We start from the raw sequence: 25,061 nt of genomic DNA, 5'->3' as shown, positions 1-25,061 counted from the left end.
GTTTGGCTAGGAGTTCTTGTCATTCCAGTACTTGCATGACATCGTCTACTATGCAACATTGTACCATATTACAATGTTCGTGTTTGCATAACAAGAATTGGATGACAGCAGATCACCTCTTCACAAAAATTTTATCAGTAATACGCATATCAATAATACTCCAATTGCTGAAAGTAAAATCAGTTGTATTTTGCAAGTGGTTTAAATAGTCCCATGCACTATAAGGGTTATCTTCAGGCAGTTTCACTGTGGAATCGTTATCAAGTATGATATTCCATCTTCTGTTCCCTATATAAGCAAAAGAAGAAATGTGGTCACTCAATTGAGTTTTACTCTCTAACACATCTCTAACAAATTCTAGGTTTGATAACGAGTTTTGTCCTGTAATCACAACAAGATCATCTACTGGATAGTCATCTACGATCACTTTGCCTTCGAAATCAATTACCGAAGTTTTGTTATTATCTTTCCAGAGAGCGAACGGTTTATGCTCATCTATATTAATGAGTAGAGTATTGGGTAAAATTCTGTGAACTCTTACGTATTTTATCCATCTGCTTACGGATTGTATGTTACCAGCAAGTTTTGAGAGTAATATATACAGGATAGGTTGCGTTCTATCTACCAAACTTAGAATGTCCTTTTTGTTTGTAAATTTGTTGCCGCTCACGACTACTTCATCGATTGAAAATCCATTGCTGAGTAATAAACTGGATAGGCACTCATTACACCAAGTAAAGTAGTAATTAAATCGATTTATTATTTTATCAAGTGAGCTGTAGAGTATTAGCGTAAGAAAAAGTGCTGTGATAATAACTAAGGCACACTTACGCAAAAAACTCCTTTGGCTTCTAGTAACATTGCTCAACATGACTTAAATCCCTAATATTTTTGTGCTGCTTCAATAATAATTTTAACTAATTCATTGAAATTGATTCCTTTTGCCAATTTTGCAATTTCTGGCACTAATGATAACTCAGTAAAGCCAGGATGTGTATTAATCTCAAGCATTTTTAAAGTGTTGTTTTTAGGATTATAACGGAAATCTGAGCGGGAAATAGTTTTGCATCCTAAAAATTGATGAACTTTCAGTGCATGTTCCAAGGTCATTTTATATATATTGTCAGGAATTTCAGCAGGAAATATATGTTCTGCAAATCCATCTGTATACTTTGCTTCATAATCATAGAATTTATTTTTTGGTCGTATTTCCATAGTGCCAATTGCTTCATCTAGCAATACAGCAGTATGTAACTCTATGCCCGGTATGTATTCTTCTACGATCATCAAATCTCTTGTCATAGAAGTAGCTCCTTCCTTGTCATCCAAGTAGCCAGATACTGCCTGGTCACGTGCTGGAATGATATCAAATATGATATTATCATCTTTTAGTTTTAAATAATCCTCATGGGAGAAAATTATGTGCACTCCGATGCTAGAGCCTTCATTAATTGGTTTTAAGACGTACGGATGATCGATTTTAATATTATTTTTTAGTACATCTTCTCGGCTAATTACATAACCTTTTGGAGTATCAATACTAAGGGATCGAAATATATGCTTTGACATCACTTTATTCATAGCAACAGCCGAAGCCATAACTCCTGAGTGTGTATATTTTATACCTAAGATTTCCAATAAACCTTGAATGCAGCCATCTTCACCATAAGGTCCATGCAAAGCGATAAAAGCAAGGCCCGGATTAATTTTTTTAAGCTTTTCAGCAATGTTGCTGTCAACATCTATTTCTATTGCATTATATGAAAGGCTATCAAGCGCCTTCTTTACTGCTTTTCCACTCATAAGTGATATTTCTCTCTCACAAGAAAATCCACCACTTAAAATTGCTATAGTTGGAATCATGGGCACTCTTAGAAGAACCTTATTAATTATAACTACATATATGAACCTTGTAAACAGAAGGGAAAGTTAGTTTGAAGGTTTATAATCTACTACCACTGTCTTTGCAATTTTATCATGAAGAAACTGCTTGCGTTGGTCAAATATTGCACATATGAAAATTAGTATTGTGGTCATAAAGATTAAGCCTAACAAAGGATCAAACCACCATTCAGAGGTATACTTATCAAAAAATTTCCTTCTCGTGATGAATATGGGGAAGCAAATAATTTCAAATGAAATATGCCTAATTATTGCTTGCACTAGAGTAACATTTTCAAGTGTATTTGCATCTTTTATATTAATACCGCATAACAATTGTCCTGGAGTACCACCAAATCTTCTTATCATGAATACTCCGAATACTATCGATAGCAAAAAAGATAAGCAAATACGTATAATTAATAATTTAGGTCTAGCAATGTGAAAAACCACTCTTACAAGAATCAAACAGACTAAAGGAATTCCCTTAATAATAAGACTGTCAATAATATGCGCTAACACACGCCTAGTTATTCCCACATATACATAGTTTAATCTTGGGTAGCATGCTTCAGACCTATAATCCATTACTACTGTTTTTGTAATTTTGTCGTAGAAAAGCTGCTTGCGCTTATCAAACACTGCAAACATTAGAATCAATATTGGTAAAATAAAAAACCACTCAGAAATGTAGGTGGGTACCCACAAAAGTGCCTTGAGAGTGCTTCTCATCACTACTTGCATTAAAGCAGCGTTTTTAAGCGTGTTTGCATCTTTTATGTATATACCAAGTAGCAACTTTCCTGGAGTCCAACCAAGTCTTGTTATCATTAATACTTCCAATGCTATATATACTAAATCTCCCAATAATATATCTAAGTCTTCTAATATTTCATATCGCTCTGATATAAGGTCACTACTAGTGTCAATATCAGGAAAGACATAATTAAAAACATCGGCAAGGGGTTCTCCTGATAATATGAATAAAATTAATAAATAAAATAATGAATAACAGACTAGGAATATAATTTTGTCAACTATATAAGCTGCAGCACGCTTAGTTATTCCCGCATATTTTACTTTAACATCCATTTTTATACCCTCCACATGATTATTTGATGTACTATATTAGTTGGCAATTAAATAATAGTAAAATTGGTTATTTGTATTACTATTTGGGTTAACCTATTCTCAAATAAATTAGCATTAATTTAGTATTATGTGCCATTAAGAACTTGAACAGTACAACCATTTCCAGCAACCTCTAGATACAGCATAAGGTATAAGAGAAGTTCTTTTTCCTTCAGCAGTATTATTCTAAATTTTCATCAAAATAAGCTGTTTTATCCTTTTTTTCCTTATACTCTTCTGCGGTATAGAGGGGTTGCTTCTTAGCTGTGATATTTGGCCATTTTTGTGAGTATTCTACGTTTATGTTGTAAAATAACTTGAAAGTTTTTTGTTCGCTGCTCAGCAACTTTTCATCTAGTTCTAAAATATCTTTTATGGAATCATCAGTTACAATTGCATCCACTGGACACTCAGGTATGCACACTCCGCAATCAATACATTCATCTGGGTTAATCACGAGCATGTTTTTACCTTCATAGAAGCAGTCAACGGGACATACTTCCACACAGTCCGTATATTTACATTTTATGCATTTATCTGTAACAAAATGCGTCATAAAACACTGTATATTTGCATTATCTTGGGTACACTAAATTGATAAGAAATTCAAGCCTTTTATGAAGATAAATAAATTGAACAACAAAGAATTAGAAGTATGGTTAAGCTTGGCTAGAACTATAGGACCAATAAAGTTTTTTAGTATACTAAAAACACATGGATCACTAGATGAGGTGTTGAAATATCTCAATAAGGTGGCTAATAATAAGGTGTATGGCATTCAAGATGCACGAGAAGAAATCAATAATGCAGAAAGAATTGGAGCTAAAATTATACCAGCATGTGATCCAGATTACCCTGATCTTTTAAGAAATATCTCTAATTGTCCTCCTGTAATAACTGCACTTGGTGATATATCATTATTAAGCCGTGAGATAATTGCAATAATCGGTGGGCGTAACTCTTCAATGAATGGAAGAAATTTTGCCAATAAGTTGGCACTTGATTTAAGCGAAGCTGGTTTTGTTATTGTTTCTGGACTTGCAAAAGGAATCGATACTGCAGCAAACAGTGTAATATACAAAAATCATCCCACTATTGCTGTTACAGCAAGCGGAATTGATGTGGTGTATCCAAAAGAGAATTTTGATCTATACAAAAAAATCACTGGGAACGGTGGGTTGGTAATTACTGAGCTTCCATTTGCTACTAAACCAAAGCCTCAATATTTTCCTCAGAGGAATCGAATTATATCTGGTCTATCGCTGGGTGTTGCAGTGATTGAAGCATCGAAACGTTCTGGCTCTCTAATAACAAGTGATTGAAGCATCGAAACGTTCTGGCTCTCTAATAACAGCAGATTTTGCTTTAAATCAAGGGAGAGAGGTGTTTGCAGTTTCTGGTTTCCCTTTAGATTCACGCTGTAGTGGTAGTAATTATTTAATTAAAAACGGTGCTAAGCTTATCGAATCCGCTGATGACATAATAGAGAGTATTAGGTTTAGTTTACCTCCGCAGCAAAAAAACCTATTTGATGTTGAGCACCATTTTGTTAACCAAAAACAAGAAAAATTACAACAGGCAAAATCGGTTATAGTTGATCATATTAACTCTGTACCTGTTGATATAGATGAACTTATATTAGCAAGCGGACTTTCTACCAACATAGCTCTAATGGCTCTTTTGGAACTGGAGTTGGAAAACAAAATAGAGCGTTCACCGGGGAATAAAATATCGTTAATTTTCTAGATTACTTTAGCTATACTAGATGTTCGTGCACTTGACACTGAAATGATGCATAGGATTCTTAGTTGCTGATTTTAGAATTAATAAGAGAAAACTTTTTTTCAACTTGTTGTATAATTTTATAAAAGTGATCGAAATCTAAGCTTGCACTGCCAATTAAAACTCCTGATAAATTTGAAATATTTAACAAATTTTCTATATTTTCTGAACTGACTGAACCACCATATATAATGTGTTTTTTACCAGTACACAATTTTATTACCTCAGCAATTGCATCATTACTTGGCACATGACCTGTGCCTATTGCCCATATTGGCTCATATGCTACGGTATATTCACCGTGTGTTGGCAAGCGGTTTTTGCATTGATATTCTATTACTTCTTTTGTTTTTCCACTTTTGTAATCTTCTGAATTTTCACCTACACAGATAATTGGGTGTAAGCCTGATTCTATTGCTATTTCTGACTTAAGTTTTATTTCACTATCTTTTTCATTGGCCCTTTCAGAATGCCCAAGTATTACGTAAGTACACCCTAGTTCTTTTAACATTTCTGCGCTAATTTCACCTGTGTAAGAACCGAACTTTTTATGATGGCAATTCTGTGCTCCTATATTAATATTATTGTTCAACTCTATACTGCTTGGAAATGACGTAAAAGGAGGGCAAATTACTAATTTAGAGGTAATTTCGTTGCTCTTGTTGTTAAGTTTGCCTATAAAGTCAACAAATGAAGAACGCATTCCATTCATTTTCCAATTTGCTACTATTAAAAAGGACATCAACTTTACTTATATGAGTGAGAGTGCCGGCTGTCGGACTTGAACTGACAACCTACTGATTACAAGTCAGTTGCTCTACCAATTGAGCTAAGCCGGCGTTAAACACATTAATAATATACAATTATCAATGAATTTTAGTCAACTAATTTTTAAAATACTGTATAATGAAAATAATATGAAAAAATTTTTACTGAAGCCAAAAAAGAGTCTAGGGCAAAATTTTATTTTATCGAGTGAGATAACAAAAAAAATCGTCGCTTTAGCTGGTAGTCTGGAGAATTTTAATGTCATTGAAATTGGTCCTGGATATGGTGCATTAACAAGAGAAATATTGGTGCATAATCCAAAGTCTCTACTTTCTATAGAAAAAGATAGAGATTTAGTAAAACACCATGATCAACTGCTAAATGAGCATCAAGGAAAGTATAAAATTATAGAAGCAGATGCACTGCATGTTATAGAAGAAGAGCTGATAGAACGTCCAGTTAAAGTTATTGCTAACTTGCCTTACAATATCTCGGTAGTGTTATTTTTAAAGTGGTTAAATAACATAAAATTCTTTACGAGTTTGACATTAATGTTTCAAAAAGAGGTAGCAGATCGCATTACGGCAAGACCCAATTCTAAAGATTATGGTTCCTTATCAGTGCTAAGCCAGTTACTATGTGATGTAAAAAAGGAATTTAATATTGAACCTAAAGAGTTTTTTCCAAGACCAAAAGTACATTCTTCAGTAATTACAGTAAATCCTTTGCCTACCCCAAAGTTTGCAGTAAATTTGGAAACCTTAACAAGATTAACACGTGCTGTTTTTGCTCAAAGAAGAAAGATGCTGAGAAATAGTTTGCAAAATATAACGAACCATGCTGAAACTGTCCTTGAAAACGCTAAATTGAGTGGAAACCAGCGTCCAGAAGACTTAACTATTGAGCAGTTTTGTTTGCTGGCAAATAATGTGATTTTGCGATAAAATGTATTAGCAACCATATAGCCTTTCTATCCCATAAAAACAGTTAGAGCTATACGACAGAGCCACACCGGCTTCTATAGCTCCGCTTCTGTCATCCTATGGCTTACTGTACGAACATTGCAATATGGCACATAGTAAACGATGTCATTCCAGTGCTTGACACTGGAATCCAGCTTTTTCATAATCATCAAAACGTTGTATTTTAACATAAAACGGCTACTTTTATGTTTACCAACTTAATAAAATTCCTGGATCCCAGTGTCTGGGCACTGGGATGACATCCTCCTGCTAGACAATATTCGTACAGTTGTGGGCTTGACCATAGGATCCAGTTTATAAAACCTGGATTCCAGCGTCACGTGCTGGAATGACAACTTAAGGCATCACCTATAGTTACTAGTCTAACTATAAATATATTTTGGTAAACCTAAATTGCTTTAGCTATAGCTAATTTTGCAAAAGCCCTATTGCAATTTAATTAATTGGCGTATAAGCTTTAAATAAAGCCTATGAAAAAAATGGAAGCTTGTTATTCGTTTGACGATATACTCCTTTTGCCGGCCTATTCTAATATATTGCCTTGCGATGCAGATACAAAAACTTATTTAACAAATAATATAGAACTAAATATCCCTCTCATATCTTCTGCAATGGATACTGTTACTGAGTCGGGCTTTGCAATAGCTATTGCCCAACATGGAGGGATAGGTTGCATACATAAAAATTTATCAATAGATGAACAAGTTTTAGAAGTAAGAAGAGTGAAAAAATATGAAAGTTGGATCGTATATAACCCAATTACGATTTCACCGGATAAAACGGTTGCGGAAGCAATTTCATTAATGAGAGAGCACAATTATTCTGGCATTCCTGTAGTTGATCAACGCAAGTTAGTTGGAATTTTAACTAATCGAGATGTGAGGTTTATTGAAGACCAGAACATGAATGTAAAAGTTTCCGAAGTGATGACAAAAGATAAGTTAGTGACAGTGCGGGAGCAGGGAGTGAATAGTGCCTCAGCAATGAAATTGTTGCATGAAAATAGAATAGAGAAGCTTTTGGTCGTAGATGAAAATTCTTGTTGTATAGGTTTAATTACGGTTAAAGACATTGAAAAATACAATAGATACCCAAATTCATGTAAAGACAGTAAAGGGCGGCTTAGAGTTGCCGCTGCAATTGGCACTGGTAAAAAAGATGGTATAGAAAGATGTGAAGCTTTGATCGGAGAAGAAGTTGATGTAGTTGTTGTGGATACTGCTCACGGTCATTCCGAAAACGTTATCAATACCATTAGGGAAATAAAAAAGATGTATCCTAATACGCAATTAATTGGCGGAAACATTGCAACAAAGGAGGCTGCTGAAGCGTTGATTGATGCGGGTGTTGATGCAGTGAAGGTCGGAATAGGACCAGGATCAATCTGTACAACCAGAATAGTTACAGGTGTTGGTGTGCCACAATTCTCTGCAATCAAGAATGTTGCAGAGTTATGTAGAGCAAAAAATGTCAGACTAGTTGCTGATGGTGGGATAAAATACTCAGGAGATGTTGCAAAAGCTATTGCAGTTGGTGCTGACTCTGTGATGATTGGTTCGATTTTTGCTGGCACTGACGAAAGTCCAGGTGAGATTATTATGTATAAGGGCAGAGCATATAAAGGCTATCGAGGAATGGGATCTATTAGTGCAATGAAACGAGGTTCAGCTAGCCGTTATTTTCAAGATAAAGACTCAAAACTCAAATTAGTTCCACAAGGAGTAGAAGGAAGAGTTCCGTTCAAAGGTCCGGCTTCAGGAGTAATCCATCAGTTGATTGGCGGATTGCAAGCTGCAATGGGGTATACTGGTAATAGGAATATAGAAGAGATGAAAAAAAATTGCAAATTTGTTACTATTACTGCATCAGGATTAAGAGAGAGTCATGCTCATGATATAGTCATTACACAAGAAGCTCCAAATTACGCTTATCAAGCATCTAATTTGTCATCTGATTCAGAGTAGATCCTTTTTTCGTATCCGTTCAGCGGAGTGGCAGAATAAGGTAGACAAGGTGATCTAAAAAGATAATCATAGGGTAAACGTGAGGTAATATGATTGATCTAGAAGAGCTCTGCAAAAATTTACAGCAAAAAAATAGAGAAGTTGGAAGTAGAAGTAGAAAACTTAAAAGCAGAAAATAAAGCCCTGAGGATAGAGAACGCTGAATTAAAGGAGAGGCTTGGTTTAAACTCGAAAAATTCATCTCTGCCAAGCTCTAAAGAATTATACAAAATAAAGAAGGACAAGCCAAAGAGCGACAGAAACGTCGGTGGTCAGGTTGGTCATAAAGGAAGTTTTCGCGCCAAAATGGATGCAGATGAGGTGATAAAAGTAAAGTTGTCATCTACTTGTGAATGCGGAGGAGAGATTGCAATATGCAAGGGACCGTACATTCATCAAAAAGTTGATCTTCCGTAAATTAGGCCTTATGTAGTGGAATATCAATGGTCGTTGCCGGAGATGCGGGAAAAGAAGAAGCAGTAAGTTACCAGAAGGTGTTACGCCAGATACATTTGGTCCAAAAGTTAAGTCAACAATCGCGGCGCTGAGCGGATTTTACAAGAACTCGAAAAGAGAAATAGCAAATATTATAAAAAATATTTTCAACCTGGACATCAGTGTTGGTAGCGTGTCAAATAGCGAGGCTAGAGTTGCAGAAAAATGCCAAGAAGCATATGAGCAGATCGAACAAGAGATAAGTAGAAGTAAAGTTCTACTTATTGATGAAACGAGCCATTATAACAAAGGTAAACTCGCTTGGTGTTTGCAAGCAATACGGCAAGTTTTGTAAAATTTACAGAGTCAAGGGGAATGAAAGTTTTAAAAAACAGTGTATGCTGCAATCGTAATAGCTTGGTAGTATAGTACTTTTCATAATAGTCCAAATAAGGTAAAATAAGGATTTGTAGTAGTGAAGGTAGGTATGCCAGCAGCATATAGTTATGACTTAAGGAAAAAAGCAATGGAAGCTCTAGACGAGGGAGAAAGCAGAGAAACAGTGGCAGCAAGATTTAAAATTGGACGAACTACTTTGTGGGAGTGGCAGCAAAGAAGAAAAGAAACAGGTGACTTTCAATCAAAAAAACTTGGAAATGGAGGTTACAATCACAAAATTACCGACTGGGATGCCTTTGCTAAATTTGCCAGAGAAAACGGAGGAAAGACTCTATTGGAAATGGCTAAACTTTGGAGCAACGTTAGTATCCAAACTATCCACCGAGCCCTGAAAAAAATTGGATTTACACGCAAAAAAAGACCTATGGGTACAAGGAAAGAAGCGAAGAAAAACGTGCTAAATTCTTGAAAATTATAGCAACAAAAGAACCTAAAAACTTAGTGTATATAGATGAGTCTGGCATTGACAACACTGAAGACTACCCCTATGACCTCAGTTATGGATTAGAAAATAGATAAAAGTATAACTAAGAAGAGGGAAACAGGGTAAACTCGAGTATTTTAGTAATAATAAGAGGTTACCCATGAAGAAAGATATTACAGAACTGTACTGTTGCGTCGAGGATTTTTGTCGTGCGGTAGATGATAATTTTGCAAATAGGTTCTTATCAAACGGCAAAAAACCAACCAGAGTACCAGAAATAGCGCACTCAGAAATTCTAACCATAATCCTATTATACCATAAATCACCATGTAAAAACTTCAAGGCTTTTTATCTTTGTTATCTTCAGTTATTCTATAGATCAGAGTTTTCAAAGCTGCCTTCATATCACAGATTTATTGCCTTAAAGCCGCGAGTTTTGTGGTATTTAGCATTACTTTTGCAATGGTTTTGTGAACAAGCAAAAATGACCGGGATTTCCTACATAGATTCTACTTCAATAGCAGTATGCCATCGAAAAAGAATCTCAAGAAATAAGGTTTTCAAAGGATTAGCAGAGTTAGGAAAGAATACTTACGGCTGGTTTTTTGGTTTTAAATTACATGTAGTAATCAATAGACTTCTTTCAAAATTGGAAAAGAGCAAAAAATTAGTATAAAATCATACATTTAAAAGTATGAGATATGAAGAAACTAAGGAGTTAGATGAAGAGAAGTTTCGTCGTCTGACAGGAGTAAAGAAGGCAACTTTCAACAGGATGGTAGAAATTTTAGATGAAGAAGATAGAAGGAAAAAAGCAAAAAGTGGGCGTAAAAGCAAGCTCTGTATAGAAGACAGGCTACTTATGGCATTGGAATATCTTCGTGAATATCGGACATATTTCCACATTGGTCGAAGTTATGGTATGAGCGAAAGTACGACCTATAAAATCATAAAGTGGATTGAAAATACATTGGTAAAACATCCGGATTTTGCATTGCCAGGGCGAAAAGAGGTTCTAAAAAGTGATATAGAATATGAGGTTTTAGTGATAGATGCAACAGAAACTCCTGTGGAAAGACCCAAAAAAAGCAAAAAAGATTTTATTCAGGAAAAAAGAAAAAGCACAGTATAAAAACACAGATTATTTCGGAAAAAGAAAGCAAAAAGATCATTTGCACGTCTTTTTCAAATGGTAGGAAACATGATTTTCGGCTTTTTAAGGAGTCAAAAGTGCACATACTACCAAGTATCAAAGTCCTAGCAGATAGCGGTTACAGAGGTCTACAAAAAATTCACGCAAATGTTGAATTGCCACATAGAAAAACGAAAAAGCACCCATTGACTAAGAAACAAAAGCAAGAAAATCAAGAGCTTGCAAGCAAAAGAGTTGTGGTTGAGAATGTAATCGGTTTGCTTAAAAGATTTAAAATTATTGCAGATAAATATCGCAATCGGCGAAAACGTTTTGGATTGAGATTCAATTTGATAGCTGGAATTTACAATCTAGAGTTGATGATGTGAATTTTGAAAGAGGTCTAATGAAATAGGTGAAATTCAAGGTGTTACGCTAACCAGAGGTAACGTCGATGACAGAAAACCTGTACCAACTCTAACCAAAAAACTAACTGGACTTTTGTTTGGAGATAAGGGCTATATAAAGAAAGAGCTCTTTGAGAAACTATTCGATAGAGGTCTAAAACTCGTCACTAAAGTGAAAAAAGGTATGAAAAATGCACTGATTTCGCTGAAAGAGAAGATTTTACTAGGGAAAAGATCGATTGTTGAAACGGTTTTTGGCTGCCTAAAAAACAAATTTGAACTTGAGCACACTCGGCATAGATCCACAGTAAATTTCTTGGTACATATTTTTTCTACCCTCATTTCTTATTCAATGCAATCGAAAAAGCCCTGTATTTCTCAGCTTTACTTCGTTGGTTAATCCATAACTGGGGTCTATGGATATTGTCAGAAGGGACAGCGGTTTTATGCCCTAAAATCTGGGAAGAAAACTCAACGAATCAGTATGATTGCAGCTTTAAGTGAAAGAAAAATAGTTGCTCCATTAACCTTTGAAGGCCACTGTAATATGGATATTTTTAATGGATGGTTTGAGCAATTTTTGATACCGACCTTGGAACCTGGACAAACTGTCATTCTTGACAATGCTACTTTTCATAAGTCTGATAAGATCATTAAGCTTGCTAAAGGGATTGGTGCAGAAATTTTGTATCTGCCACCGTATTCTCCAGATTTTAACAAAATTGAACATCATTGGTTTGCTATAAAAAACAGAGTCAGGAAAAACATTCCTCTATTCAAGTCTTTTCGTCATGCTGTTGATTCTGCCTTTCTATGATCTGTTCGGATTATTATGAGAAGTGCTATAACTGACAGATATGCAGCATACAATTATTTTTCTGATGAAAAGAGGCAAATTTGTTGGATCAAGGGATTTTGAAACATAGTTGGAACATTGAGGTCAAAATTCTCGGCTGTTATTTGAGAGATGTTGCTGTTGAGTTGTTTGCACTGAAAAAAGCTCTGTTAAAAAATGAGATAGATGTTTTTAGATTTGCCAGACGTGCCAGAAAATTGCGAAAACGTACAAGGTATTACTTGAAGGAGATATTTTACCTACCTGAAGCAATAGGAGCTTCTCGAGTTGCAAAAAATATTTTGAAATCTGAAAGAATGATGTGGAATTTTTTGAATGATTCAGAAAACATTCCATTGACATGTTGAACAACAGATACGACACTATGTCGTTTACCGTAAAAACTCATATTTTACACAATCACAGCGAGGAAACACATTCCTCGAACGGATAATTTCATTATACTTAACATGGAAACAAAGGGGCTTTCCAAAATCTCCTATCTATTGTTTCTTAAACCACTCTGCTGAACGGATACCTTTCCTTCTTCAGTTCTAAAATATTGTCAAAAATCTCAAAAAGATGAGCTAAAATAAGAAGGAGAATAGCAGGTTGTTTACACTTTCATACTATGCCCATAGCATCATATATTACTTAACCTTGCAATAATTTTTTTATTCTTGCTGCTTCTTCAAACTCTAAATTTTCAGCATGCTCTATCATTTGCTTTCTCAAGTCATCCTTATTAGTATTTACTTTCGGTTCTGCTATTGCCCTCTCCTGTAAGGTGTTTGATATAGGTTTTATTATAGTCTTCGGGACAATATTGTGTAATATATTATGTTCCTCTTGTTTTTTTCTTCTTCTTTCAGTCTCTCTTAATGCACGATCTAAAGAACCAGTGATTTTATCTGCATACAAAATTACTCTACCTTCAGCATTACGCGCAGCACGACCGATCGTTTGAATGAGCGATGTTTCTGATCGCAAAAATCCTTCTTTATCAGCATCCAAAATTGCAACCAACCCACACTCTGGAATATCAAGACCTTCCCTCAGCAAGTTAACACCTACTAAAACATCGATTTCTTTAGATCTTAATTTACATATAATTTCTATTCTTTCCAATGCACCAATATCCGAATGCAAATAACTCACTCTCATATTTAATTCACTCATATATTCAGCTAAATTTTCAGCCATTTTTTTCGTCAGTGTAGTGATTAAAACACAAAATCCCTTTCCTATTGTCACTTGTGCCTCATGAATTACATCATCAATTTGACTCTCTATTGGTTTCACAATGCAGATTGGGTCTGTAAGCCCTGTTGGGCGGATAACTTGCTCTATAAATACATTATTGGTCTTTGCCAACTCATACTTTCCAGGAGTAGCTGAAATGTAAATAGTCTGCGGCCTAGCTTTCTCCCACTCTTCAAATTTTAATGGACGATTATCAAAAGCGGAAGGGAGCCTGAAGCCATAGTCAATCAATTTCTTTTTACGCACCTCATTACCACTGTACATTGCACCAACCTGAGGAACGGTGACATGACTCTCATCAACAAATAAAATTACGTCTTTGGGTAAATATTCAAATAAAGTAGGCGGTGGATCACCAGCTTCCATTCCATAGAGATACCGCGAATAATTTTCAATACCTTTACATATTCCTGTTGTCCTCATCATTTCGATATCAAAATTAGTGCGTTGTTCGAGGCGCTTTGCTTCAACAATCTTGTTTTGCGAATAGTAATAATTCAAGCGTCCATGCAGCTCTTTTTTGACTAATTCAATTGCTTGCAACAGAGTCTCACGCGTGGTTATGTGATAGCTATTTGGAAAAATGGTGATTTTATCTATGCGTTTGATAACATTGCCAGTTATTGCATCAATTTCAGAAATTTCTTCTATTTCATCGCCAAGCAGCGATAAACGCCAAGCTTTATCTTCATAATAGGCAGGAAATATATCGATAATATCGCCACGCACTCTGAAATATCCTCTCTCAAACCTGGCATCAGAGCGCTTGTATTGGAGATCAGTTAAGTTGCTCAGGAAATCATTAATACGAATTTTATCTCTAACACTTAAGGGTATGGTCATGCTGCGGTAACTTTCAGGCGAGCCAAGACCGTATATACAGGAAACACTGGCAACTACGATCGTATCCCTGCGCTCCAAAAGGGAGCAAACGGCAGAATAACGCAGCATGTCAATCCTTTCGTTGATTGCAGAGTCTTTTTCGATATAAGTATCAGTTTGTGGCAAATAGGCTTCAGGTTGATAATAATCATAATAAGAAATGAAGTATCCAACAGCATTATTGGGAAACAATCCTTTCATTTCCTCATAAAGCTGTGCTGCTAAAGTTTTATTGTGTGCCATAATTAATGCAGGCCTATTTGTTCTTGCAATAACATTTGCCATAGTAAAAGTTTTCCCAGAACCAGTAACCCCAAGTAAAACCTGATCTCTTTTACTGCTATTTAGCCCCGCAACTAAACTATCGATTGCTTGCGGCTGATCCCCAGCTGGTTGAAAATTTGTAACTATTTGAAATTCCATAAGTTCTACCTACTATGTCTTCATAGTGTGTTTATTATTGTATAATACACTTGCTAGTGTAAACTAAGTATGAAAGTGAATAATAAATGGATAAGAAATTCTATTTTTTCTTTTTATAGGGCTTGCTCCAAATTCTATTGTTAGTTAATACAAAAAACACTGTTAAAATTATAAAATACGCCACTACTTTTAATCCAAGTTTATGCCTATGCTCTAATTCTGGCTCTGCTGCCCATTGTAGAAAACTTACCACATCATATGCCATATTTCCGACTGTAGCTTGCCTAGCACCATTATATTCCACCATTCCTTCAGAAAGTGGTGGTGCCATAGCTAATCTGCCTGTTGAAAAATACGGGTTAAAATATAAACCATTCTCATCATGCTCGCCGTTTTGATAACCTGTTAACAGTGAATAGACATAATTTGCACCATCATGCCTTGCTTTAATAATTAATGATAAGTCTGGTGGAACAGCACCATTATTGCTTGCTGCAGCTGCTTCTTTTGTATCAAAAGGTGCAACAAAATAATCCGAAGGTATTCCAGGTCTGTCAAACATTTCACCCAAATCATTTGGGCCATCTTTAACTTGATAAGAAGCTGCTATCTGTTTTACATCTTCTTCAGAAAAACCGATATCTTGCAAGTTACGAAATGCCACTCTATTCATTGAATGACAAGCAGCACAGACTTCCTTATACACTTTATAGCCACGCTGAATTGACTCCCTATCGAAAGATCCAGTAATTCCATCAAATTTCCAGTCCATTTTCTTATTTGGTGATGGCTTGAATTCTTCTGCATACACAAAATTAGCAAAAAACAATATGCAAAGTATAGCTAACATACTTCTCATCAGCATTACTTCATCTCCGGCACAGAATCACTTAAGATTTTTGGTGGTTCTTTTGGCTTTTCATACTTACTAAGAAGCGGTAAAATTATTACAAAATATGCAAAATAATAAAGAGTGGATAGCCTGCTCATAGTGATGTAAGGCTCTTTCACCTCTTGTCCTCCAAGCCAGGCAAGAAGTGCAAAATTTATTGCAAAAACCCAAAAAATTTTCTTGAATACCGGGCGATAAGTACCACTTTTAACTTTTGATTTATCAAGCCAAGGTAACAAAAACCACACTAAAATAGACGCAAACATGGTAAGCACACCAGTAAGTTTATCTGGAATTGAACGTAGCATTGCATAAAAAGGTAAAAAATACCACTCTGGCACTATATGTACCGGAGTGACCATAGAATCAGCTTCTATATAATTGTCTGGATGTCCAAGATAATTAGGAGCATAGAAAACAAATGCGAACAAAACTACAAAAAACAGACCAAAAGTTATGCAATCCTTGACTATATAATAAGGATAGAGAGGAATGGTATCCTTATCTGATTTTACCTCCACTCCACTTGGGTTACCAGAGCCAAACCTATGCAGAGCTATCACATGAAGCATAGCTAAAGCAATAATAATGAAAGGCAGAAGATAATGCAGAGCGAAAAAACGGTTAAGTGTTGGGTTATCCACTGAAAAACCACCCCATAACCATATAACTATTTTATTGCCAATTAAAGGTATAGCTGAAAATAAGTTAGTTATGACTGTTGCACCCCAGAAACTCATCTGTCCCCAGGGAAGAACATATCCCATAAAGGCAGTTGCCATCATTGTAAAAAATATAAATATTCCAATAAACCACACCATCTCTCTCGGTCTTTTATAAGATCCGTAATATAATCCACGCATTATATGAACATAGACTACCATAAAGAAGAGCGATGCCCCGACAGCATGGGTGTAGCGTATTAACCACCCGTAATTCACATCCCGCATTATGCGCTCTACACTATTAAACGCATAATCAACATGCGGAGTGTAGTGCATAGCAAGAAATATACCTGTTATTACTTGCAAAATTAGCGCTATGCCAGCCAAAGAACCAAAGTTCCAAGCATAATTTAAGTTTTTTGGCACTTGATAAGAAGCAGTATGTTTTAGAAAAGAAAATATAGGCAGTCTATACTCTATCCATCCTAATATGCCTTTTTCTTCTTCTATCGTTGTTTTTTTTTTAGTATCATCTTGCATAACTTAAAGCTTTCTCTACCTTTAACTCATTTTATTGTAGCAGCTTATCCCCAACGAGCAATAAAAAGTTTAAAGCGATATTAATTACTATCTCTTCAGCAACCTATCACGTGCTGCATTTAACTTTTGTGCAAAATATTCCGAGCCTCCCTTATCTGGGTGAACTAATTTCATTAAATTTTGATATGCTTTATTGATTTCATTTTGACTTGCCTCAGGACTCAGCCCCAGTATCTTTAATGCTTCATCTTTGGACATGTTATCACCAGTGTAATTTTCAGTATAACTTCTACTGCTGTTAAATTCGTTCAAAAACTTACTCAATATAGAGTTCATCATGAAACTTATGTTATTTTTTTTTGTCAGGAAGAGAAAAAATACAACAACGCTAGGTAAGACAAATGTAACTACTATGAATATCAAAAAAAGGAAAAAGATGAATGACATGTATATTTTTTTATCATTTTATGATTAAATAGTAACAATTATAATCGTCATGGTAAATAACATGTTCATCCAGATTGAAGAAACACCAAACCCAAATACGCTAAAATTCCTTCCTGGATTTGAAATTTTAAACGAAGGAGAAACGGCTGATTTTTCAAATGCAGACGAAACAAAAAACTCCAAGTTAGCAGCAAATCTTTTTCAAATAGAACATGTGGTAAGAGTGTTTTTTTGTCATGATTTTATTTCAGTAACAAAATTGGGTGGAATTAATTGGGATACATTAAAAGTAGAAATTTTGACTACAATCATGGATCACTTTACTTCAGGTGGAAAAGCGCTAGATAAGGAAGGAATGAATGATCCAGACGAGGAATTTTTCGATGAAAATGATATAGAAATTGTAAATAGAATAAAAGAATTGATGGAAAGTTATATCAAACCTGCAGTTGCTCAAGATGGTGGTGATATCAAATTCCGTGGCTATAAAGATGGAATAGTTTATGTTGAGCTGCAAGGAGCCTGCTCTGGGTGCCCAAGTGCTGCAATTACTTTAAAGCAAGGAGTGCAGAATATGCTGAGCTACCACATACCAGAGGTTGCAGGTATAGAGACCACACTATGACTAATCAAACGGTTAGAGGAACGAAAGATCTTCTGTTTGATGAATGGTATAAGTTTAAATACATCCAGCAAACAGCAAATAGAATCTCAAATTTATACGGCTTTTTGCCCGTCCAAACTCCAATATTTGAGTACACGGAGGTTTTTACAAAAACCTTAGGTGATAGCTCAGATATCATCACTAAAGAGATGTATAGCTTCAATGATAAAGGGGGAAAGGGCATAACTTTACGTCCTGAGTTCACTGCAGCGATTGTTAGACTATTAATCGAAAAAAAATTACAAACACCGATAAAATTATTTTCAACAGGGCCTGCATTTCGTTACGAAAGACCGCAAAAGGGAAGACAAAGGCAATTTCATCATATAAATTTTGAAGTTTTTGGCATAGAAGATCCAAAAGCTGATATTGAATTGATATCACTCGCTCAGCACTTACTAACTGAATTTGGCATCAATAAAAATGTAAAGCTGGAAATCAACTCTTTAGGTGATGGTAAAACAATAACTAAATATAGAGAAGCTTTGATATCATATTTTAAAAAGTTTCAAAATGACCTATCAGAAGATAGTCAAAATAGGTTGATCAAAAATCCACTCAGAATACTGGATTCCAAGGATGAGAAAGATAAATCAATAATTTTGGATGCACCTAAAATCAGTGACCACTATACAAAAGAATCTTCATATTTCTTTGACCAAGTGTTAAATGGACTGCAAGCTCTTGGCATACCTTACACTGTAAATAGCAAATTAGTTCGAGGTCTAGACTATTATTGTCACACAGTATTTGAATTTGTCACAGAAGATTTAGGTGCACAAGGGGCAGTTTTTGCCGGTGGAAGATACGATAATCTAGTATCTTCAGTGGGTGGAAAACACACTCCAGCAATAGGATTTGCAGGAGGTATTGAACGCATAATGGAGTTAATCAATTATTCTCCGAAAGAAGAGCGACCTATTTACCTAATTCCAATTGGCAGAGAGGCTGAAGAACATGCTCTAACACTTGCGAATGAATTGCGCAGAAATGGTTTATATATAATCTATGAATATAGCGGAACGCTCAGAACCCGAATGAAAAAAGCAAATCAAGCAAATGCTAAAGCTGCTTTAATCTTTGGCGATGAAGAATTGAGTAGTAAAACTTTAAAGATTAAAAACATGGATACAGGTGAAGAAAAAATAATCGCCCGCGACAACATAATAGAAAATATCTAGTTAAGAGCAGGGTTAGGCTGTAATATTTTCTTGCATAACCATATAACATTGGGAATAGAAAGGAAAAAATCACTTTACAAACTCCGCCAGCTCCCTTATCATGAAACTGAAGGTATTCAGTTATCTTCATCTGTGCAGATTAAACAGCAAGAAAACAACGTAGTTGGCGTCTTATTTTTAATTTTTTCCACTATGTGCACCTTATGTCTTCACAACATTTCTAGCTATATAAGCTGAAACGCGCTGTTTAAGACAGTATAGTACGCCGATTTGCAGGATTAGAGAGTGAACACTAATTACCACGGGGTTTCTTTGCCTTTTTTTTCTGCCTAGTAAATTTCTTAAACATTCAAACTAAGGTGAATTGCACTTAAAAGCAGCTAAATTGCAGTATTTAAGACTTAAAAAAACGCCAATACAGAAAATAGACAATGACCAGGGCTTCTTTTGCCTTTTTTTTTATTTGGTAAATTTCTTAATATTTATGGCTAAAAGAGCCCAAGAGAGGTGTCATTCCTGTGCTCCTTTTTTTGTCATCCCAGTCTGGGATCTAGTCTTTATTATGCAGCCACTTATTTAAAGTTAAGTTTTCTGGATCCAAGTAGTCAGGGCACTGGGATGACAGGAGAAGGGGCTACTCGGATGACAGGAGAAGGAAGCACTGGGATGACGGGAGAGGGAGCTACTTGGATGGTATCCGTTCAGCAGAGTGGTTTAAGAAACAATAGATAGGAGATTTTGGAAAGCCCCTTTGTTTCCATGTTAAGTATAATGAAATTATCCGTTCGAGGAATGTGTTTCCTCGCTGTGATTATGTAAAATATGAGTTTTTACGGTAAACGACATAGTGTCGTATCTGTTGTTCAGCGTGATTGTTTGTCAATGGAATGTTTTCTGAATCATTCAAAGGAGAGTAGACCAGCGGACCTTCCCCGCCAGCCTCTCGCAGAACCTTACTATTACCCACAAGTATAGAATTCATGAGCAAGTCTCCATCCTTCTGCTAAATCAAAGAGACGTTTCCATCCCTTCCACAAAGCTATAGGGCCTGGTTCTAAGTCATTTTTGCGAGCTAAAAACCCTCCTAACTTGCCCACCCACCTCACAATTTCTCTTATAGGTGGTGGAGTCTCAGGATAGTTTTTTGTCTTAAGCATTTTGGTATATAAAACCTTCCATTCGTCATCAGTCAGTATGACAGTGCAAGAAAGATTCGGATTTGTTCTAGCTACCAATGTGATAAAAAATATTCTCCATGCAATTATACTCATAATTGTAAGAAAGCGGATTAATCTATCTGCTGTTTGGAGCCTACATTCTTCAACTTTAAGACCGGATTTCAAAATTTTATGAAAAACCTCTATTCTCCATCTTAAGCAATACCATTGTATTTTTTCTACTGCTTCTTCAAAATTATTAATATTTATATTTGTCAACAAAACCCAGTTCATAGGCTCTTCGCCAAATGGGGGGTGTTTTTCTATAACATAGACAGCATTTAAACTTAAATTAGGAAGTTTTTGGGTTTTACGTCTAGCATTATTTTTTGATGCATTCATCACAAAGTTACTAAACTTTACTTCTAAAACTGTTGTTCTTTGAGGTTTATCATTGCGAGCAGACTTGTATTTCTCCTTGACAAGACATGCAAATCCCACAACCTTTCACCACCTTTTTCAGAATAAGTCGACTTCTTATTTACTGTTCTGTTTTGATTTCCTCTTACTACAAAAAGAGATTGATTAGTGGAAGCGACTTCAAATAAATCATAAATATCTGCTTCTCTATCGCAAACGGTAACTACCTTAACGTTCTTTAATCCAGGATGGTGAGTAGAATCTTTAAGTGCACCGTATGCTTTCTTCCTCTTCTATGGGAAGAGCAGTATTATGGCTTCTTCTTTTCAACTCCTTTAGGTCTTCAGCTAAGGAAGGTCTAGTACTAATTTTTTGATCTAATAATCCTATAGACCCCAGTTATGGATTAACCAACGAAGTAAAGCTGAGAAATACAGGGCTTTTTCGATTGCATTGAATAAGAAATGAGGGTAGAAAAAATATGTACCAAGAAATTTACTGTGGATCTATGCCGAGTGTGCTCAAGTTCAAATTTGTTTTTTAGGCAGCCAAAAACCGTTTCAACAATCGATCTTTTCCCTAGTAAAATCTTCTCTTTCAGCGAAATCAGTGCATTTTTCATACCTTTTTTCACTTTAGTGACGAGTTTTAGACCTCTATCGAATAGTTTCTCAAAGAGCTCTTTCTTTATATAGCCCTTATCTCCAAACAAAAGTCCAGTTAGTTTTTTGGTTAGAGTTGGTACAGGTTTTCTGTCATCGACGTTACCTCTGGTTAGCGTAACACCTTGAATTTCACCTATTTCATTGATTACTACATGTAATTTAAAACCAAAAAACCAGCCGTAAGTATTCTTTCCTAACTCTGCTAATCCTTTGAAAACCTTATTTCTTGAGATTCTTTTTCGATGGCATACTGCTATTGAAGTAGAATCTATGTAGGAAATCCCGGTCATTTTTGCTTGTTCACAAAACCATTGCAAAAGTAATGCTAAATACCACAAAACTCGCGGCTTTAAGGCAATAAATCTGTGATATGAAGGCAGCTTTGAAAACTCTGATCTATAGAATAACTGAAGATAACAAAGATAAAAAGCCTTGAAGTTTTTACATGGTGATTTATGGTATAATAGGATTATGGTTAGAATTTCTGAGTGCGCTATTTCTGGTACTCTGGTTGGTTTTTTGCCGTTTGATAAGAACCTATTTGCAAAATTATCATCTACCGCACGACAAAAATCCTCGACGCAACAGTACAGTTCTGTAATATCTTTCTTCATGGGTAACCTCTTATTATTACTAAAATACTCGAGTTTACCCTGTTTCCCTCTTCTTAGTTATACTTTTATCTATTTTCTAATCCATAACTGAGGTTATAGGTAGCCCTTCTGTTGTAACTGCAAACGTTGTATGCATCACTAATCCATGGGTTTTAAAATTAGTTGTTTTAGATGTTAATCTTGCTGCTATAATCCCTAATCCTTCGGTCTTTTTATGATTTTTATATGAAATATAACTCGTGTCTTGGATAGCTAAGATGGTTGAGTGTTCCTTAGCTCTTTCAACAGTTTTAATTATATGACTGTCTAATATCTTTCTTTCAGAAATGGCATCGTTTTGGAAAAATCTATAAGCTGCTTTACTTTGATGCCAATCTTCACAAGCTTGATTTATTGAACGCTCAGGTGATTCAGCAAAACTATTAACTATTTTTAAAAGCCTCTTACTTAATCTTATATCACCAAAATTAACAATTCCAAATTCACTTTCTGCCCATTCGCCAGTTGAGGTATTTATATTTCTTTCCATCATATATTCCATTTTTAGACCATAGATCTATTTATAATAGAAAGTTGCATTAGTAAAATAGCAGCTTTTTCACCATTTATAGATTTATGGGTAATAGTAAGTCGCAGAATTGTGCATGAGGTAGAGTAGGCAGCCAGCGAGTTACTATTAAGCACTTTTCCAACAGCCTCTCTCCGAACCACGCATGACCGTTTCCGTATCACGTGGCTCTCCAATAATCTAACGTTTTAAGGAATCACCATCATATTTCCCATATTGGATTTTCTTATGGCATTCATGACAAACAACAAGAGTTTTTCTCTGTCGTTCAATCATTCTTTTCTTCCATTCAGGTAGTTCAACATTACTCTTACTTCGTAGATCAGCAAGTTTACGTACATGGTGTACCTCAATCTGCTCTTGTGATTTACATAATTCACAAGTTTGTGCCAATAGTCTTTGCTCTATTTCACTACGCTTATTCCATATTGGTATAAGGTTATCACTTATGCTTACCCATTTATTCCATTTTAGCGACACAGCACCAAAGTGTGTAATTAATGGTATCTTTGATGGTAAACGATCTACTCTGATTTGGATGACTTTTCGTTTTTCACCTTCATCGTTTTCAATCATCGCACCAAATTTTCTATAAATTTTCCTGCAAGTTGTTTTGTATTTAGATGCTAAAGTCTTTACTAATGATACTTCCATCACATACTTCAGATAACTTAGTGTGTGAAGGTTGTAGGCCATTTTGTAGTATTGTACAATTCCTCGATATTCAGTTTGATACTGAGCAACAATACTGTAAGCTGTATCAATTGTACGTTGAGGTAAATGTATAGGCTTTCCACAACGCATATATTCAGAACACTTTTTCTGCTTTATATGGTGTGGTACACGTAAGCCAACACTACCGTTAATACACCGCTGTGTCCGATGATCATGTTTATCATCTGCATGCAAGACGTGTATTTCATAACCCAAAAAATTGGCTTTGCTATCACATGCGTGTGTAATAAGCGTTTTATCTTCATTAAGCATAAGTTTGAGCTCCTCATTGAGGAATCTAGCAATCTCATTTTTAATTTGTTCAGCTTCATTTTTTGGTCCTGCAAACCCTACCAGAACATCATCAGCATACCTAACATACCAAAGACGTCGATAATTTTGATCACAAGAGTCCTTAGATGGCATACTCTGCACTAATTGGCGCAGTTGCCTTACTTGCTCCCAATTCCCTTGTTTTCTCATCATCGATACTTGCTTGGTTAACCTTAAATATTTTGGGTTTGTCCTTCTTCGCTTACCTCGGTTATTTGCTGGTATTAATGTATGTTCCACATGTTTATCTAACCGATCGAGTAATATGTTACTCAGAATTGGACCAATAATAGAGCCCTGTGGTACTCCACTGTGACTCTTATTGTACTTCCAATTTTCCATATATCCTGCTTTTAGCAGTCGATTGATTAGTTGGATAAAACGGTTGTCTTGAAAGCTTTCACTCAGTATTTTTAACAATATGGTATGATCAATTGAGTCATAACATGCTCTGAGATCCCCTTCTATAAACCATTTTGTACCTCTGCCTTTTTGCGTTACTGCTTTTAATGCAGTATGGCATCCACGCTTTGGCCGGAATCCATGTGAACACTCACTAAATTTAGACTCATAATAGGCTTCCAATATTAATCGGATTACTTCTTGAAGTAACTTGTTTGACCATGTTGGCAATCCTAACGGCCTTCGTTTACCGCTCTTCTTTAAAATGTAGATACGTTTTACTGGTATCCATCGATATCGTTCATAGCGTAAATCCTCTATGATTTTATCAATTTTCTCCAAAGACATACCATTAACTGTTTCAGCAGTTACACCTTCTGTCATAGCACCTTTATTACGACAAAGTTTACCATACGCTTGAAGGTAAAGATCACGCTGATAAAGTAGGCGATATACGTTTTTAACCGGCAGATTTCTTTGTCCGCGTTCACGTATAATGTTAAGTATTGTTTCAGCTTTCCGCATCTTGCGTACCTCCCAATTTCAACATTCAATTATCTGTCACCCTTTGCCCTGTATGTGGCTCTCCCACATTCCCCGGTGGTTCGTTACTTCCACGACTACTACGATGACTCCGTAACCATAGAACTCGCGTTCCTTAGGTCATCCCATGTTCCGTCACTAAGAACTGTTCTAGATCAACTTAGGTTTTCCATTCATCCTCTTAAATAAGTTCACTACTTATCGTTCTACAGCCAGAATGTCGCACAAACGAAAGTTTAATCTGTGCTTACTGTAGACATGGGGTTTTAAATGTGATACCCATGGATGTGAAGTCCCACCCCTGAAGATTAGAATTCAAGCAGTTTAGCTTTAACCATATTGATCAGGTGTTGCAAGCCGTTATCTTACACATCTTCAGACAACTCTCGCTTTACATACATGCTCTTGTCCTCCTCCCCTTTCGGGTTAAAGTTAGTTGTTCACCTCG

General features: G+C 35.7%; 15 protein-coding genes, 1 tRNA gene and 11 pseudogenes. 12 read left to right on the top strand and 15 right to left on the bottom strand.

The features are described 5' to 3' along the window. Positions 1–112: 112 nt before the first annotated feature. The 4 genes and pseudogenes from NBW39_RS02055 to NBW39_RS02040 all read right to left on the bottom strand — a co-directional run bounded on the left by NBW39_RS02055 (position 113) and on the right by NBW39_RS02040 (position 3,568). Positions 113–871: a cell division protein FtsQ/DivIB gene (locus NBW39_RS02055; RefSeq protein WP_250295472.1), complete on the bottom strand. Its 759-nt coding sequence runs from the start codon at positions 869–871 to the stop codon at positions 113–115. Beyond that, positions 852–1,869 (bottom strand): annotated as a pseudogene (locus NBW39_RS02050) (D-alanine--D-alanine ligase). Before NBW39_RS02050 ends, NBW39_RS02055 begins: the two are co-directional and overlap by 20 nt. A 60-nt stretch (positions 1,870–1,929) precedes the next feature. Beyond that, positions 1,930–2,973 carry an RDD family protein gene (locus NBW39_RS02045; RefSeq protein WP_250295471.1) on the bottom strand — a complete coding sequence of 348 codons (1,044 nt, stop codon included), beginning with the start codon at positions 2,971–2,973 and terminating at the stop codon, positions 1,930–1,932. A gap of 220 nt (positions 2,974–3,193) precedes the next feature. After that, positions 3,194–3,568: a ferredoxin family protein gene (locus tag NBW39_RS02040; RefSeq protein WP_250295470.1), complete on the bottom strand. Its 375-nt coding sequence runs from the start codon at positions 3,566–3,568 to the stop codon at positions 3,194–3,196. A gap of 61 nt (positions 3,569–3,629) precedes the next feature. Here NBW39_RS02040 and NBW39_RS02035 point away from each other — a divergent pair. Next, positions 3,630–4,758: pseudogene (locus NBW39_RS02035) on the top strand (DNA-processing protein DprA). A gap of 58 nt (positions 4,759–4,816) precedes the next feature. Here the strand turns inward: NBW39_RS02035 and NBW39_RS02030 are convergent. Next, a complete protein-coding gene (locus NBW39_RS02030; protein ID WP_250295469.1) occupies positions 4,817–5,536 on the bottom strand; it encodes a triosephosphate isomerase in 720 nt (239 codons plus the stop codon). 24 nt (positions 5,537–5,560) lie between these two features. Beyond that, positions 5,561–5,633 (bottom strand) — tRNA-Thr (locus tag NBW39_RS02025). Between the two features lie 78 nt (positions 5,634–5,711). Between NBW39_RS02025 and rsmA the strand changes: the two genes are divergently transcribed. The 9 genes and pseudogenes from rsmA to NBW39_RS01980 all read left to right on the top strand — a co-directional run. Then, positions 5,712–6,506, top strand: a complete 795-nt coding sequence (rsmA, locus tag NBW39_RS02020) for a 16S rRNA (adenine(1518)-N(6)/adenine(1519)-N(6))-dimethyltransferase RsmA (protein WP_250295735.1) — start codon at positions 5,712–5,714, stop codon at positions 6,504–6,506. 509 nt (positions 6,507–7,015) lie between these two features. Continuing rightward, positions 7,016–8,509 (top strand): IMP dehydrogenase, encoded by a 1,494-nt coding sequence (guaB, locus tag NBW39_RS02015; RefSeq protein ID WP_250295468.1) that lies wholly within the window; start codon positions 7,016–7,018, stop codon positions 8,507–8,509. 89 nt (positions 8,510–8,598) lie between these two features. Beyond that, positions 8,599–9,409 (top strand): annotated as a pseudogene (locus tag NBW39_RS02010) (DUF6444 domain-containing protein); the annotation flags it as partial. Positions 9,410–9,470: 61 nt separating this feature from the next. Further along, positions 9,471–9,931, top strand: a pseudogene (locus NBW39_RS02005) (IS630 transposase-related protein); the annotation flags it as partial. A 95-nt stretch (positions 9,932–10,026) separates the two neighbouring features. Next, positions 10,027–10,506 (top strand): annotated as a pseudogene (locus NBW39_RS02000) (transposase); the annotation flags it as partial. Positions 10,507–10,560: 54 nt separating this feature from the next. Then, positions 10,561–11,387 (top strand): IS5 family transposase gene (locus NBW39_RS01995; RefSeq protein ID WP_250294694.1). Its coding sequence is split into 2 segments (ribosomal slippage): positions 10,561–10,948 and positions 10,948–11,387, totalling 828 coding nucleotides; the frame shifts between segments, so codons are not numbered across the junction. A gap of 16 nt (positions 11,388–11,403) precedes the next feature. Then, positions 11,404–11,805, top strand: a pseudogene (locus tag NBW39_RS01990) (transposase); the annotation flags it as partial. 15 nt (positions 11,806–11,820) lie between these two features. Further along, positions 11,821–12,222 (top strand): annotated as a pseudogene (locus NBW39_RS01985) (IS630 family transposase); the annotation flags it as partial. Positions 12,223–12,249: 27 nt separating this feature from the next. Further along, positions 12,250–12,757: pseudogene (locus NBW39_RS01980) on the top strand (IS66 family transposase); the annotation flags it as partial. A gap of 137 nt (positions 12,758–12,894) precedes the next feature. Here the strand turns inward: NBW39_RS01980 and uvrB are convergent. The 4 genes from uvrB to NBW39_RS01960 form a co-directional block, all read right to left on the bottom strand. Next, positions 12,895–14,808, bottom strand: a complete 1,914-nt coding sequence (gene uvrB, locus NBW39_RS01975; RefSeq protein ID WP_250295467.1) for an excinuclease ABC subunit UvrB — start codon at positions 14,806–14,808, stop codon at positions 12,895–12,897. Positions 14,809–14,908: 100 nt separating this feature from the next. Beyond that, a complete protein-coding gene (locus tag NBW39_RS01970) occupies positions 14,909–15,673 on the bottom strand; it encodes a cytochrome c1 (protein ID WP_370273695.1) in 765 nt (254 codons plus the stop codon). After that, on the bottom strand, positions 15,673–16,905 hold the full coding sequence (locus NBW39_RS01965; protein ID WP_250295466.1) for a cytochrome b: 1,233 nt from the start codon (positions 16,903–16,905) through the stop codon (positions 15,673–15,675). Before NBW39_RS01965 ends, NBW39_RS01970 begins: the two co-directional genes overlap by 1 nt. 87 nt (positions 16,906–16,992) lie before the next feature. Beyond that, entirely contained in the window at positions 16,993–17,244 is a 252-nt protein-coding gene (locus NBW39_RS01960; RefSeq protein ID WP_250295465.1) for a DnaJ domain-containing protein, read from the bottom strand. 169 nt (positions 17,245–17,413) lie between these two features. Here NBW39_RS01960 and NBW39_RS01955 point away from each other — a divergent pair, with 169 nt between their 5' ends. Beyond that, entirely contained in the window at positions 17,414–17,977 is a 564-nt protein-coding gene (locus NBW39_RS01955) for a NifU family protein (protein WP_250295733.1), read from the top strand. After that, on the top strand, positions 17,974–19,197 hold the full coding sequence (hisS, locus tag NBW39_RS01950) for a histidine--tRNA ligase (RefSeq protein ID WP_250295464.1): 1,224 nt from the start codon (positions 17,974–17,976) through the stop codon (positions 19,195–19,197). Before NBW39_RS01955 ends, hisS begins: the two co-directional genes overlap by 4 nt. Before the next feature lie 714 nt (positions 19,198–19,911). Here hisS and NBW39_RS01945 read toward each other — a convergent pair. The 5 genes and pseudogenes from NBW39_RS01945 to NBW39_RS01925 all read right to left on the bottom strand — a co-directional run. Then, positions 19,912–20,104 (bottom strand): annotated as a pseudogene (locus tag NBW39_RS01945) (IS66 family transposase); the annotation flags it as partial. A 52-nt stretch (positions 20,105–20,156) separates the two neighbouring features. Continuing rightward, positions 20,157–21,164: pseudogene (locus tag NBW39_RS01940) on the bottom strand (IS4 family transposase); the annotation flags it as partial. A gap of 16 nt (positions 21,165–21,180) precedes the next feature. After that, the gene (locus tag NBW39_RS01935) at positions 21,181–22,053 is read right to left on the bottom strand and encodes an IS982 family transposase (protein WP_250294632.1); all 873 of its coding nucleotides are present in this window, start codon (positions 22,051–22,053) and stop codon (positions 21,181–21,183) included. A 94-nt stretch (positions 22,054–22,147) separates the two neighbouring features. Next, a pseudogene (locus tag NBW39_RS01930) lies at positions 22,148–22,585 on the bottom strand (IS4/Tn5 family transposase DNA-binding protein); the annotation flags it as partial. Between the two features lie 216 nt (positions 22,586–22,801). Beyond that, positions 22,802–24,595, bottom strand: a complete 1,794-nt coding sequence (locus NBW39_RS01925) for a reverse transcriptase/maturase family protein (protein ID WP_250294750.1) — start codon at positions 24,593–24,595, stop codon at positions 22,802–22,804. Positions 24,596–25,061: the final 466 nt, after the last annotated feature.

Source organism: Wolbachia endosymbiont of Oedothorax gibbosus, from assembly GCF_936270435.1.
GTDB lineage: Bacteria > Pseudomonadota > Alphaproteobacteria > Rickettsiales > Anaplasmataceae > Wolbachia.
Note: the sequence above shows the minus strand (reverse complement) of the source record. Positions and strands in the feature narration are given on the sequence as shown.

Bases quoted from the DNA above. Each gene is read 5' to 3' on its own strand.
- NBW39_RS01955 (WP_250295733.1), top strand. From the start codon at position 17,414: ATGTTCATCCAGATTGAAGAAACACCAAACCCAAATACGCTAAAATTC.
- NBW39_RS01970 (WP_370273695.1), bottom strand. From the start codon at position 15,673: ATGCTGATGAGAAGTATGTTAGCTATACTTTGCATATTGTTTTTTGCT.
- rsmA (WP_250295735.1), top strand. From the start codon at position 5,712: ATGAAAAAATTTTTACTGAAGCCAAAAAAGAGTCTAGGGCAAAATTTT.
- NBW39_RS02030 (WP_250295469.1), bottom strand. From the start codon at position 5,536: ATGTCCTTTTTAATAGTAGCAAATTGGAAAATGAATGGAATGCGTTCT.
- NBW39_RS01965 (WP_250295466.1), bottom strand. From the start codon at position 16,905: ATGCAAGATGATACTAAAAAAAAAACAACGATAGAAGAAGAAAAAGGC.
- NBW39_RS01960 (WP_250295465.1), bottom strand. From the start codon at position 17,244: ATGATGAACTCTATATTGAGTAAGTTTTTGAACGAATTTAACAGCAGT.
- NBW39_RS01925 (WP_250294750.1), bottom strand. From the start codon at position 24,595: ATGCGGAAAGCTGAAACAATACTTAACATTATACGTGAACGCGGACAA.
- hisS (WP_250295464.1), top strand. From the start codon at position 17,974: ATGACTAATCAAACGGTTAGAGGAACGAAAGATCTTCTGTTTGATGAA.
- NBW39_RS02040 (WP_250295470.1), bottom strand. From the start codon at position 3,568: ATGACGCATTTTGTTACAGATAAATGCATAAAATGTAAATATACGGAC.
- NBW39_RS02055 (WP_250295472.1), bottom strand. From the start codon at position 871: ATGTTGAGCAATGTTACTAGAAGCCAAAGGAGTTTTTTGCGTAAGTGT.
- uvrB (WP_250295467.1), bottom strand. From the start codon at position 14,808: ATGGAATTTCAAATAGTTACAAATTTTCAACCAGCTGGGGATCAGCCG.
- NBW39_RS01935 (WP_250294632.1), bottom strand. From the start codon at position 22,053: ATGAAGAAAGATATTACAGAACTGTACTGTTGCGTCGAGGATTTTTGT.
- NBW39_RS02045 (WP_250295471.1), bottom strand. From the start codon at position 2,973: ATGGATGTTAAAGTAAAATATGCGGGAATAACTAAGCGTGCTGCAGCT.
- guaB (WP_250295468.1), top strand. From the start codon at position 7,016: ATGAAAAAAATGGAAGCTTGTTATTCGTTTGACGATATACTCCTTTTG.